General features: G+C 70.0%; 11 protein-coding genes and 1 pseudogene. 8 read left to right on the forward strand and 4 right to left on the reverse strand.

Features of this window, described 5'->3' with window-relative positions; all coding sequences use genetic code 11:
• Together EJK15_RS62080 and EJK15_RS62085 are read right to left on the reverse strand one after the other, a co-directional pair.
• A pseudogene (locus EJK15_RS62080) lies at positions 1 to 336 on the reverse strand (hypothetical protein); the annotation flags it as partial.
• A 70-nt stretch (positions 337 to 406) separates the two neighbouring features.
• Positions 407 to 2245 carry an AMP-dependent synthetase/ligase gene (locus tag EJK15_RS62085; RefSeq protein WP_138719713.1) on the reverse strand — a complete coding sequence of 613 codons (1839 nt, stop codon included), beginning with the start codon at positions 2243 to 2245 and terminating at the stop codon, positions 407 to 409.
• Positions 2246 to 2464: 219 nt separating this feature from the next.
• Here EJK15_RS62085 and EJK15_RS62090 point away from each other — a divergent pair, with 219 nt between their 5' ends.
• Positions 2465 to 3073 (forward strand): trimeric intracellular cation channel family protein, encoded by a 609-nt coding sequence (locus EJK15_RS62090; protein ID WP_240777970.1) that lies wholly within the window; start codon positions 2465 to 2467, stop codon positions 3071 to 3073.
• Between the two features lie 115 nt (positions 3074 to 3188).
• On the opposite strand, the gene yczR is transcribed toward EJK15_RS62090, so the two are convergent.
• On the reverse strand, positions 3189 to 4619 hold the full coding sequence (yczR, locus tag EJK15_RS62095) for a MocR-like transcription factor YczR (protein ID WP_138719715.1): 1431 nt from the start codon (positions 4617 to 4619) through the stop codon (positions 3189 to 3191).
• Between the two features lie 63 nt (positions 4620 to 4682).
• Between yczR and yczE the strand changes: the two genes are divergently transcribed.
• From yczE to EJK15_RS62120, 5 genes are all read left to right on the forward strand, one after another.
• The gene (gene yczE, locus EJK15_RS62100; protein WP_138719716.1) at positions 4683 to 5285 is read left to right on the forward strand and encodes a membrane protein YczE; all 603 of its coding nucleotides are present in this window, start codon (positions 4683 to 4685) and stop codon (positions 5283 to 5285) included.
• Between the two features lie 82 nt (positions 5286 to 5367).
• Positions 5368 to 7122: a glycoside hydrolase family 15 protein gene (locus EJK15_RS62105; RefSeq protein ID WP_138719717.1), complete on the forward strand. Its 1755-nt coding sequence runs from the start codon at positions 5368 to 5370 to the stop codon at positions 7120 to 7122.
• Between the two features lie 135 nt (positions 7123 to 7257).
• Positions 7258 to 7524, forward strand: a complete 267-nt coding sequence (locus tag EJK15_RS62110) for a hypothetical protein (protein WP_138719718.1) — start codon at positions 7258 to 7260, stop codon at positions 7522 to 7524.
• A 106-nt stretch (positions 7525 to 7630) separates the two neighbouring features.
• Positions 7631 to 8398 (forward strand): ATP-binding protein, encoded by a 768-nt coding sequence (locus EJK15_RS62115; RefSeq protein ID WP_276615575.1) that lies wholly within the window; start codon positions 7631 to 7633, stop codon positions 8396 to 8398.
• 317 nt (positions 8399 to 8715) lie between these two features.
• The gene (locus EJK15_RS62120; protein WP_206062009.1) at positions 8716 to 9090 is read left to right on the forward strand and encodes a VOC family protein; all 375 of its coding nucleotides are present in this window, start codon (positions 8716 to 8718) and stop codon (positions 9088 to 9090) included.
• A 33-nt stretch (positions 9091 to 9123) separates the two neighbouring features.
• Here the strand turns inward: EJK15_RS62120 and EJK15_RS62125 are convergent, their stop codons facing one another.
• Positions 9124 to 9966 (reverse strand): phosphatidylinositol-specific phospholipase C/glycerophosphodiester phosphodiesterase family protein, encoded by an 843-nt coding sequence (locus EJK15_RS62125; RefSeq protein WP_138719721.1) that lies wholly within the window; start codon positions 9964 to 9966, stop codon positions 9124 to 9126.
• Positions 9967 to 10582: 616 nt separating this feature from the next.
• Between EJK15_RS62125 and EJK15_RS62130 the strand changes: the two genes are divergently transcribed.
• Both EJK15_RS62130 and EJK15_RS62135 read left to right on the forward strand, forming a co-directional pair.
• Positions 10583 to 12307, forward strand: a complete 1725-nt coding sequence (locus EJK15_RS62130) for a histidinol-phosphatase (protein ID WP_138719722.1) — start codon at positions 10583 to 10585, stop codon at positions 12305 to 12307.
• The coding region (locus tag EJK15_RS62135; RefSeq protein ID WP_206062011.1) for a hypothetical protein at positions 12304 to 12662 on the forward strand (359 nt) is incomplete at its 3' end. The genes EJK15_RS62130 and EJK15_RS62135, both read left to right, overlap by 4 nt.

The following is a 12662-nucleotide window of genomic DNA, read 5'->3' on the forward strand; positions in this document are numbered from 1 at the left end:
GGCGGACACGGGCGGGGCGGACGCGGCCGAGGGTGACGGAGATGGCTGTGGCGCCGACGGCGCGGGGGCGGCGGACGGGTCCGTCACCGGGGGCTTGGACGTCAGGAGCGGCCCCGGCGGGGCGCCAGGCTCCACCGTGACGGCGACCCCGTCCTTGCCCCGCGTCCCCCTGGCGACCACGTCGATCACCAGGCGGACGGAGTCGTGGGCACCGACCACGGGCTCCGCGGGACGTACGGTGATGGCTCGGATGGCGAGCTCGGTCGCGGCGGACGCAGGCGCAGGCGCCGTGAGCGCCCCCGCCGCGAGCGAGACGAGAAGTAGGCCTCTGGTCATGATCGAGACCGTAGGAACCGGCCGGTAATGGCCAGGTCCACAACACACGCCCCTGATGGCAAAATCTGGATCAGCCGGAGTAGAGCCCCTCGATGACGTCGGCGTACTTCGCGTGGATGATCCGCCTCTTCAACTTGAGGCTCGGGGTGAGCTCCTCGGTCTCGGCGGTCCACTCGGTGCCGATCAGCGCCCACCTCTTCACCTGCTGCACCCTGGCCAGCTTGGCGTTGGCGGTCTCGACGGCGGCCTCCACCTCCTTGAGCACCTCGGGGTGCTCGGCCAGCTCGGCGAGCGAGGCGAAGGAGATGCCGCGGGCCTGAGCCCAGCCCGGCGCCACCTCGGCGTCGAGGGTCAGCACGGCCACCGGGTGCGGCCGGTTGTCGCCGTAAGCGAGCGCCTGGCCGACGAGGGGGTGCTGTTTGAGGTGGTTCTCGATCTCGGCCGGGGAGATGTTCTCGCCGCCGGCGGTGATGATCAGCTCCTTCTTGCGGTCCACCACCCGGTAGAAGCCGTCCTCGTCGACCGTGCCGATGTCGCCGGTGTGCAGCCAGCCGTCGGCGTCGATCAGCTCCGCTGTGGCCTCGGGGCGGTTGAGGTAGCCGCGGGTGTTGAGCGGGCTGCGGGTGAGGATCTCGCCGTCCTCGGCGATGCGGATCTCGACGCCGGGCTCGGCCCTGCCGACGGTGCCCAGGCGGTAGCAGGCGGGGCTGTTGCCGGTGAAGGCGCCGGTGGTCTCCGTCATGCCGTACACGTCGATGACTCTGAGGCCGAGGCCGGCGTAGAAGTTCTGCACCTCGGCGGGCAGGGGCGCGGCGCCGGTGGCGGTCCACTCGGCGCGGTCGAAGCCGATCATGCCGCGGATGATCGACAGGAGGGAGGCGTCGGCCTGGTCGTAGGCGGCCTGGATCTCGGGGGTGATCGTGCCGCCGTACTGGCCGGCCTCGACGTACGCCTGACCGGCCTGCATCGCCTTGCGCACGGCGGCCTGCTGCTCCTCCGGCTGGGTGGCGAGGACGGCGAGCAGGCGGGCCATCATCTTCTCCCACACGCGCGGCACGCCGAAGAACATCATCGGCTTGACCTGCCCCAGCGTGGCCCCCAGGTTGGCCAGGTCGGTGCAGAAGTGCACGTGGGAGACCTTGACCAGGGGCAGGTAGAGGCTGAGGATGCGCTCGGCGATGTGCGCGTAGGTGAGGTAGGAGATCTGCGTGCCCAGCGTGGGCAGCGAGGTGAGGCGGTCGGTGGCGGCGACCTCGTAGAGGACGTTCGCGTGGGTGAGCGGGACGCCCTTGGGCACGCCGGTGGTGCCGGAGGTGTAGAGCACGGTGACCACGTCGTCGGCGGTGACGGCCCGCCAGCGCTCCTCCACCTGCCCGGGGTCCTGCGCCAGCCGGGCGCGGCCGAGCTCCAGGAAGTCCGTCCACGCCATGAACCGATCGTCGCCGGCCGGCGTGCCCTCCAGCATGATGACCTTGCGCAGTGCGGTCAGCCGGTCGAGGACGGGCTGCCAGCGGGCCAGCTCGGCCGGGCCGCCGAGCACGGCGTACTTGGCGCCCACGTTCTCGGCCACGAAGGCGATCTGGTCGGGGGCGAACGTCGAGTAGACCGTGCAGCCGACGCCGCCCGCGTGCACCGCGCCGAGGTCGGCGAGCACGTGCTCGCTCCGGTTCACCATCATCATGGCCACGGAGTCGCCGCGTTCGAGCCCGAGCGCGGCGAAGGCGGCCGCGATCTCCAGGACCCGCTGCCGCGCCTGCGCGTACGTCAGCGTGCGCCAGCCGTCTGCCTCCGGGTCGGAATAGGCAGGTGCGTCTGGATGCTGCTCGGCCGCCTGCTCGAGTTGCATGCAGACGGTACGGCCGGCGATCTGCTGCTCGATCTCGGCTCGGACCTCGAGGACTTCGGCCATGGCACGCGCCTCCCGTCAGTATTCACTTGCATGAATGGCATGCATCGCACCACACCCGCCGGGTAGCGGCAAGACCTTGCGGAGAAAGAGCCATACGGCGCGTTGTCGAAGGGCGTACATGACGGTCGCCGGGGCGCTGTGGGTGCGGCTGGGTACGGGGGTGGGCCGAGCACCACCACGCGGCGGATGTGCCTGCGCGGATCCGGTAAACAGTGCGATGTGTCGCAACTTCTCGACCTGGTTGGAATTTTCGTCTTCGCCCTGTCCGGGGCGCTCATGGGCGTGCGCAAGCGGCTCGACGTGGTGGGGATGGGGGTGCTGGCCGAGATGACCGCGCTGGGCGGCGGCGTCGTACGGGACCTGATCCTGAACGTCCGGCCGGCCGCCTTCCAGAGCCTCGGCTACGTGCTGGTGCCGGTGGCCGCCAGCGTGATCGTGTTCTTCTGGCATCCGCACGTGGCCCGGGTCATGCCGGCGATCCTGGTGCTGGACGCGGCCGGGCTCGGGCTGTTCTGCGCGGTGGGGACGGAGAAGGCCCTCGAGTTCGGGCTGAGCCCGCTGCACGCGGCCCTGCTGGGGGTGACGACGGCGGTGGGCGGCGGGATGCTGCGGGACGTGCTGGCCGGGGAGATCCCGACGCTGCTGTACGACCGGCAGCTCTACGCCGTGCCGGCGATGCTGGGGTCGGGGGTGATGGCGGGGGTGTGGTCGTACGGGCTGCACGGGTGGCCGGCCACGCTGGCGGCGGCGGTGCTGGCGTTCGGGCTGCGGATCATGGCGATGCGGCGCAACTGGCGCGCCCCGCTGGCCAGGGGCATCGGCGAGTGAAGGTCGCGCGTTGCGACTCGGATCACGGCTCTCGCTGAGGCGCTCGGATGCGTCCTGGTGACCACGGACGCCAGGCTGCGGGGCGCGTGCCGGGCGGCGGGCGCGGTCCGGCCCCTCACACCATCGCGATGAGCGAGTCCGCCGGGGGCGCGGTGCCGAGGGGGCCGTGGTCGCGGGCGGTGCGCAGGCGGGTGACGGCGTCCGTCAGGACCTGGGGCGGCAGCGTGTACGGCAGGCGCAGGTAGCCCTCGAGCGTTCCCTCCAGGCCGAACCAGGGGCCGGGCGCGAGGCGTACTCCGTGGCCGGCCGCCGCCTCGGCCAGCGGCGTGGCGTTGCCGGCGTCCAGGCGTACCCACAGCGTGCCGCCGCCGCGCGGCACCGTGAACGTCCACTCCGGCAGGTGCTCGCGCAGCCCCGACACCAGCGCGTCACGGGAGGCGCGCAGCGTGCGGCGGCGCTCGGCGCGGGTCTCCTCCAGCCGGTCGAACAGCCGCGCCACCACGAGCTGTTCCAGCACCGGGCTGGCGATGTCCACGGCCGAGCGGTGCCTGGCCAGGCTGCGGGCCAGCGCCGCCGTGGTGCGGATCCACCCGATGCGCAGCCCGCCCCACCACAGTTTGGACGCCGACCCGATGCTGATCACGCGGCTGTCGGTGTCGAACGCCCCCATGGGCGAGGTGCGCGGCACCTCGTCGAGCGCCAGCTCCAGCCAGGTCTCGTCCACCAGCACCAGCGTGCCCGTACGCCGGGCGGCGCCCACGACGGCGGCGCGGGTGGCGTCGTCCATGAGGGCGCCCGTCGGGTTCTGGAAGTCGGGCATGAGGTAGGCCAGGCGGACCCCGGACTGGCGCATGGCGCCGATCACCAGATCGGCCTGCCAGCCCTCGTGCGAGATCCCGACCGGGACGATCCGGGCGGAGCGCTGCCGGGCCACGTCGATGACGTGCGGGTAGGTCGGCGACTCCACGAGCACCGGGTCTCCGGCACCGACGAGCAGCCCGAACACGAGCTGCATGGCGTGCTGGGAGCCGGTGGTGACGACGATCTGCTCCGGCCTGGTGGCCAGCCCTCTGGCGGTGTAGCGGGCGGCGATGCGCTCTCTGAGCACCGGCAGGCCCATGGGGTCGTAGCCGTTGCCCATGCCGTACCTGGGCAGGTCCTCGACCGCCTCCAGCATCGCGGTCCGCAGGGACGAGGGCGCGGGCGGGGCGGCGCAGTGGAGCTGGACCAGGCCGTCGCCGTCGGTGCTGAGCCACGGGTTGTCCGTCGTCGTGGCCGGGTCCGGCAGGGCCGTCCAGCTGCCCGAGCCCTGGCGGCTCTCCAGGTAGCCGCGCTCGCGCAGCAGGTCGTACGCGGACGTCACGGTGGTGCGGCTGACCTTGAGGATCTCGGCGAGGTGGCGCTCCGCGGGCATGCGGACGCGTACCGGGATCTGGCCGTCCATGATGAGGGCGCGGACGCCGTCGGCGAGCGCGCGGTAGTACGGGCGCGCGCCCGGATCGACGTCGACCAGCCGGGCCACTTGGGTCGCCGAGAGATGCCTCATAAGGCCACTTTTCTGGATTGGCCCTGTTTTGGCAAGTCGGTGGCCTGCCACTCTAGGGCCACTATGAGCCAAACGACCGTCTCAAGAGTTAATTCCCTTCCCGCCCGCCTCGTCCGGCTGTACGGCGGGCTGGCCCTGTACGGCGCGGGCATCGGCCTGCACGTGGAGTCCGGGCTGGGCAACGATCCGTGGGACGTGTTCCACCAGGGGGTGGCGATCAGGACCGGGGTGTCCATCGGGACGGTCATCATCGGCGTGGGCGCGCTCGTGATGCTGCTGTGGATCCCGCTGAAGCAGAAGCCCGGCATCGGGACCATCAGCAACGTGGTGTTCCTCGGGCTGTTCGCCGACGCGGCGATCCTCCTGCTGCCCACGCCGCAGCATCTGGCGTTCCAGGCTCTGTACGTGGTTCTGGGCGTCGTCTCGATCGCGCTGGCGACCGTGCTGTACATCGGCGCCGGCATGGGCCCGGGACCGCGGGACGGGATCATGACCGGGCTGGTCCGGCTCGGGCTGTCGGTGCGGCTGGGCAGGTTTCTCATCGAGATCACCGTGCTGGCCGCGGGCTGGCTGCTCGGCGGCACCGTGGGGATCGGGACGCTGGTGTTCGCGCTGGCCATCGGGCCGCTGACGCAGCTGTTCACCCGCTGGTTCCCCCTGACGTGATCTCGTGGCCGGGACCGGTCACGACGCGACGCGATCGAACCCGGTCACGGGATCACCCCCACTCCGAGTAGCGTCTATAGGCATGCGGATCGAGGATTACGCCCTGATCGGAGACATGCAGTCGGCCGCGCTCGTGGGCAGGGACGGTTCGATCGACTGGCTCTGCCTGCCGAGGTTCGACTCCCCCTCATGCTTCGCGGCGCTGCTCGGCAGCGAGCGCAACGGGCACTGGTGGCTCGGCCCGACCGGCAGAAGGCCGGCGGACAGGCGGCGCTACCGGCCCGGCACGCTCATCCTGGAGAGCGAATGGGACACCCCGACCGGCACGGTCCGCGTGATCGACTTCATGCCGCCGCGCGACCAGAACCCCGACGTCGTGCGGATCGTCGAGGGCGTCTCCGGGACCGTGGAGATGTCCACGCAGCTCAGGGTGCGCTTCGACTACGGCAGAATCGTGCCCTGGATGCGCCGGACCGACGGCCACCTGCAGGCCATCGGCGGGCCCGACTCGGCGTGGCTGCACTCCCCCGTGCCACTGAGGGGCGGCGACTACGCCCACCGGGCCACGTTCACCGTCAAGGAGGGCCACCGGCTGCCTTTCGTGTTCACGTGGCATCCGTCACACGAGCCGATGCCGCCGCAGATCCACTGCGAAGAGCAGCTCGACGAGACCGTGGCCTACTGGGCGGACTGGGTGTCCCGCTGCACCTATGACGGGCCGTACCGGGACGCCATGATCCGGTCGCTGATCACGCTGAAGGCGCTCACGTACGCGCCGACCGGCGGCATCGTCGCCGCTCCCACCACGTCCCTCCCCGAGGACCTGGGCGGGGTCCGCAACTGGGACTACCGGTTCTGCTGGCTGCGGGACGCGACGATGACGCTCGACGCGCTCATCTCGTCCGGCTACCTGGAGGAGGCGGCCGACTGGCGTTCGTGGCTGCTGCGGGCGATCGCCGGGCGGCCCCAGGACCTGCAGATCATGTACGGGGTCGCCGGCGAGCGGCGCCTGCCCGAGCTGCAGCTGGAGTGGCTCGACGGCTACGAGGACTCGCGGCCCGTGCGCATCGGGAACGAGGCGGTCAAGCAGCTGCAGCTCGACGTGTACGGGGAGGTCATGAACTGCCTCTACGTGGCGCGCAGCCGCGGGCTGTCGGCCGACGACCGGGCCTGGGCCATCCAGCGCCAGCTCCTCGACTACGTGGAGGACCACTGGGACCAGCCGGACGAGGGGCTGTGGGAGGTGCGGGGGCCGCGGCGGCACTTCGTCCACTCCAAGGTGATGTGCTGGGCGGCGCTCGACCGGGGGGTCAAGTACGTGGAGCGGTTCGGGCGCACCGGGCCCGTTGAGAAGTGGCGGACGTTGCGGGACGTCGTGCACGCGGAGATCTGCGAGAAGGGGTACGACCCGCACCGGAACACGTTCACGCAGTCGTACGGGTCGTCGGAGCTGGACGCGGCCTTGCTGATGATGCCCGTCGTCGGTTTCCTGCCCGCCGATGATCCCCGGATGCTGGGGACGGTGGCGGCGATCGAGAAGGAGCTCATGTCGGACGGGTTCGTGCTGCGCTACCCGCTCGCTGAGGACAACAACGTGGACGGGCTGCCGGGCGGGGAGGGCGCGTTCCTGGCGTGCAGCTTCTGGCTGGTGGAGGTGATGGCGATGCAGGGGCGGAAGGAGGAGGCCAAGGACCTGTTCGAGCGGCTGTTGTCGTTGCGGAACGATGTGGGGTTGCTGGCGGAGGAATACGACCCCCGGTACGGCCGCCTGGTCGGCAACTTCCCCCAGGCCTTCAGCCACGTCCCTCTGATCCACGCCGCCCGCGCCCTCTCGTAGGTTCCCCAGCACACCCACCCGTTGCCCCACCCTCAGTGGCACTCAGTCATTCCAACTCAGACGACCCTGGAGACGGCGCCAAGCCCGCCGATCACCGCGTTCGTCAGCGAAAGATCCGTCGATGGCGTCCGTGTCGTGCTCGTCACCGTTCCCCAAGGCGTCATGCCGCACAGCAACGCCGCCGGACTTGCCACGCGCCGCCTTGGAAAGGAGTGCCTCCCTTCCCCTCCCCACCAGCAGCGGGAGGTCATGATCGCACGTGGTCAAGTCGACTGGTCGGCAGATGCTTCCAGCATCGGCGTCGGCCGGCTCAGTGGTGTCGAAATCGAGAGACTGCGTCGCCTTCTGGAGGCCGCCGGCCGGGATCACCTTGCCGACTTGACCGACCGGGCACTCCTCTGAACCTCGCCGGCGGAATACAGCTTCAGCTCACCGACTATCCCGGCGTCGCGGTGAGGGAGCTGGTCGTGAACGCGCTGATCCACCGATCGTACGAGCTCGACGTCTGATCACAAGCCCTGGCGGTCTGGTGTCAGGGGTGACCCCCGCCAACATCCTCACCTATCCTTCGACGCCCAGGCACCGGCTGCTCACCGAAACCGTCTCCGTCCTTCAACTGGCGGAGCGAACCGGGCAAGGAGTGGACAGGGCCTATCGGGAAATGCTGCGGGTCGGCAAGGAGCCGCCCCTGTTCGAGGACAGCGGAACACTCGTCCGGGCCACCCTGGCAAGCGGCATAGGAAATGACGCATTCGTACGCTTCATCAATGACCCTCCTTCCAAAGCAGGCCGAGACCTGAATGTGCTGCTCGCCATGTCGCATCTCCGCCATAACAGCGGCATCGAAGCGTACAAGCTCGCCGGAATAATCCAAAGAACTCCGGTCGAAGCGCAAGAGGTCCTGCTCGCCATGACCGATGAGTACAACTTGATCGAGCCGACCAAGAGAACGGCCAAGAAGCCCTTCCCAACACACCGGCTACGATCAGACGTGCTCACCGCGATGTCACGGTCCGTCTCCTATCGACGCCGCTCCATCGACGACACCGATCAGAAGGTCGTCGACCATGTGAGAGAGTACGGCTTCGTCACCAACCAGACGATACGCCGCCTCTTCGATATTCACGTCTACGCGGCTCGCGACCTGTTGAACAGCCTGACTCCGGTTCCGCCTCGTGCGTCCCCTATCTTCTCGATTATTTGCCGCTCCCTGCCGGCACGCCAACGACTCCCGCGAAGACTGCGGCAGTGCGCCTTCGTCGGTAGCTCTCCTTGAGCCCGTGAATACGGCAAGTGTCGAGGCGTTGTCGCGTCACTTCGAACGACTGCTGTCACGCCGAACCGCAGCTTGCCGACCGCATTCAACGGCGCCATGCGTCCTCGGCACCGTCTCCCTGACCGCCCACAACGTGTTCGCCGCCTGGGACGACTTCCAGCGCCATCCACGCGCGCCGGCCGTCGCCCCAGGTAGTCGAGCTACGAGACATAAAACGCATATCTTCCCTAGAAGGGGGCCACAATTACCTAGGTGAAGTGGAATGCCTTCAATGGATGGGAGTCTCGTCTATGCCGCCACGTCTGCGGTTGACCTCCGTGACGATCGGAACATCACAACCAAGTGAGCTCGCGCGCTTCTACTCCCAACTGCTGTCGCTGCCCGTGACGGCAGATGAAGGCCCGGTGCCGGGCGAGCCTGACAAGGGAGGCTGGGCGCAGATCCGGCCGCCGGAGCAGGTGAACGCGCCCACCCTCGACTTCGAGTACGAGCGCTGTTATGCCCGCCCGGTGTGGCCGAGCGTCTCCGGGAGGCAGACCGCCACGCAGCATCTCGACATCAAGGTCGACGACCTGCCTGCGGCAGTGGATTGGGCCGTGGCCTGCGGTGCGGTTCTGGCCGAGGTCCAGCCACAGGATGATGTCCGGGTACTACTGGATCCCGATGGGCATCCTTTCTGTCTCTTCCTGTGAGTTCCCGGCTGCTGGTGGCGCTCGGAGCGGGATTTACGCGGCCTCGGCGCGCGCGGTGTCGTGCTCGCGCAGGAACCGCTGGAGCCCCGCCAGGTCATCGGTGTTGATGTGGTCCACGTCCGCCGCGATCAGCTCCCGCCAGATGGCGTCCCGGGCCGGCCCGGCGGTGTCGGGAGTGGCCCAGAACCGCACGCGCTGCCCGTCGCGGTGCGCGGTCGCCACGATCTGCCGCAGCTTGGCCCGCTCGGCGGCCGGCATCTCGCCCTCGCCGCGCCAGGCGAAGTGGTTCGTCCAGTTGTCGCTGATCAGCGGGATCAGGGCCGCGTTGCCCTGCCCCAGGTCCGACATCCGCCCGTCGTAGAAGGCAGAGCGCCGCTCCTGCGCGGCCATGAGGTCGCGCGGCCGGTCCCCGCTGATCACCACGGTCACCGCGCCCGGCTTCACCTTGCCCTTGTGGTAGGTGGTGAGCATCTTCCGGTACGCCCCCAGCACCTTGTCGAGCTCGGTGTACGTGGCCGCGCCCGTGTTCTTGATGTCCACCAGGAGCTGGAGCTGCTGCCGGCTGCGCGGGAAGACGTGCCCGTGACCCTGGCTGACGCGCTCGGCCAGCGGATCGAGGTAAAGCGACTGGATCGTGCGCCCTGGCCGCAGGTCCTCCGGGTCGTGCCCGACCCGCAGCTCGCCGTCCACCAGGTAGATGTCGGCCTCGACGCTGGTGAAGCCGTGGTCGAGGGCGTCCAGCAGCGGCCGCTCGTGCTCGTAGTCGTTGTGGGCGTGCGCACGGGGAAGGGGCTCGGCGCCGGCGGCCGCGGCGGGAAGAGCCGTCAGCAGCACGGCTCCGGCGGCGACCAGCATGGCCAGGGCTCGACGCAACATCGCATCTCCTTACGAGGTCAGGGATGCATGCCACGTTATTTGCGCAAGGTGTGACGGGAGTGAAGTTCGGCGAAACTGCGGGGAATCGTCGAGGAGAGGCGGCCCACTCGACGGAGAAGAACGACTGGAGTGACCTGGCCGCCGGCGGCCGGCCGCGCGGCAGCGATCTGACCCGCGACCCGCCCGGTAAATGTCGGCGGTCTCTGCTGGGATGAGCACGACATGATCACCGTAGCTGAGGAGTGCCGCGTGGACCGTACCGCCTGGAGGCCGACGCCGGAACGGGGCCGCGAGATCCTCGCCATGCGGCGAGGCTGACCACCGCGATCAGGCTATCGGCCGGGCCTGGTTCGAGCGCTCCGGGGCGAATACTGACCGGTGATTCACCGTGATGTAGCACGGGGCCTTTCGCCGGCGTTTTCCCGGAGCCTCAGGCTCGGCCGTGCCCCGCATCCGGCCCGCGTTCACAGGAATCCCACAGGTTCGGGTGATCATGCATGGTGGCATCTGCCCGGCATGTCTTGATCTCTTGGCGTTCATGTCCGATTCATCCGGTTCCGCCACGCTCCCGCCGTAGCCGGAGCACCCTCACACCGGCGGGACGGAGCAAGCAGCCATGAGCCACGGGCATCACCACCATCACCACCATCACCACGGTCACGACCAGGAGGTTCCCAGCGAAGGGGACGCCGCGACCGCGAGCGACCTATCCATCCCCGACGGGGAGCTGTCGCCGGGGCAGTTGTCGCGGCGCCGGATGTTCCGGCGGGCTGGGCTGCTGGGCGCCGGGCTGACGGCCGCCGGAGTGCTGGGCGCGACCGGTGAGGCGGCCGCCGCCGACGGGGAGCAGGAGATCACCGGGCGGGGGCGGGAACCGAAGGACGGGTATCTGTGGCTGGCCGGTGACCACCACATCCACACCCAGTACAGCAGCGACGGCATCTACCGGGTCATCGACCAGGTACGGCACGGCAACGCGTACGGGCTGGGCTGGCTGGTCATCACCGACCACGGCGGTGCGACGCACGCGAAGATCGGCGTGGACAAGGTCAACCCCGACATCGTGGCCGCCCGCGAGGCGGTCAAGGACACGCTGGTCTTCCAGGGGCTGGAGTGGAACATCCCGGCCGCCGAGCACGGCACCGTGTTCGTCGCGCCCGGGCGGAACGAGGTCGCGACGCTCAAGGAGTTCGAGAACTCCTTCGACGGGTCGGTGAAGGGCGCCGGGGCGAACACGCCGCAGAACGAGGCGCTGGCCATCGCCGGGCTGAACTTCCTGGCCGACGCCGTCAGGCGGCGGCGCATCCCCGACGCGCTGTTCCTGGCCAACCACCCGTCCAGGAAGGGCCTCGACTCGCCGCACGAGGTACGCGGCTGGCGGGACGCGCAGCCGTCGATCGCGGTCGGCATGGAGGGCGCGCCCGGCCACCAGGCGGCGGGCATCGCCAAGCCGCACGGCCCTGGCGGCGGTCGCGGGTACTACGACAGCAACCCGGGCGCCGACTCCTTCCCGGGGTACCCGGCCGAGAGCTACAAGACGTTCGGCGGGTTCGACTGGATGACCGCCACCGTCGGTGGGCTGTGGGACAGCCTCCTGGCGGAGGGCAAGCCGTGGTGGATCACCGCGAACTCCGACGCGCACTGGGTGCACGGCGACACCAGCGACCGCGGCCCGAACAGCGACTTCAACGCCAAGGGGCGGTATGAGGACCCCGTCTACACGGGCGTGCCGCGGTTCACGTCCGGTGACTTCTGGCCCGGGTACTACAGCCGGACCCACGTCGGCAGCCAGGGCTTCTCCTACCAGGCCGTCATGGACGGGCTGCGGGCCGGGCGGGTCTGGGTCGACCACGGCGGGCTGATCAGCGGGCTGGTGGTCCGGGCGCGGGCGGCCGGGACGGGACAGCGCGGGGTCACGCTCGGCGACACCCTGCACGTCCGGCAGGGGGCGCGCGTCGAGCTGGCCATCGAGATCACGCTGGCGGAACGGCCGAACTGGGCGCAGGTCGTGCCGACGCTGGCACGGGTGGACGTCGTCCAGGGCGACGTCACCGGTCCGGCCGCCGACAAGGACGCCTTCACCACGCCGAGCACGAAGGTCGTGCAGTCGTACGAGGTGAACAAGAACACCGGCACCGTGACGTTCACGTACCAGCTGGGCGCGATCGACCGGCCGGTGTACGTGCGGCTGCGCGGCACCGACGGCAGGCGCAGCGCCCCCGGGCTGCTGGGCGCGGCCGTGGACCCGCACGGGCCGCAGATCGACGTGTACGGCGACGCCGACCCGTGGAACGACCTGTGGTTCTACAGCAACCCGATCTGGGTGCTGCCGCGCCGATGATCCTCGGTATCGACGCCGGCTCGCGAACCCTTCCGGAGGCCGAGCACCTGCTCCACACCGTGGCGCGGGCGCTCGGCCTGCCGGGCGACGCCGTCGGTTGCACGCATTTCGTCCAAGCCGATCGAGCGGGCTCCGGCGCACCGCATGTCGCGTGCTCGCTGGTCGTGCCGGAGTCCATGGCGTCCGCCGTGCTGGGGCCTGGATCGCCGGGCGTGCCCGGGCATGAGGCTGCGGGAATGCCCGCGGATGTGTCGTGGGCGCTCGGCGGCGCCCGTACCGGGCCGCTGGCGGAAGGGGCGGCGCTGGCGGCGGCGGAGCACGGCGAGCGGCGGGGCGGGCGGGTCGTCACCTATCC

The sequence above is a fragment of the Nonomuraea basaltis genome (assembly GCF_005893125.1).
GTDB classification, from domain to species: domain Bacteria; phylum Actinomycetota; class Actinomycetes; order Streptosporangiales; family Streptosporangiaceae; genus Nonomuraea; species Nonomuraea basaltis.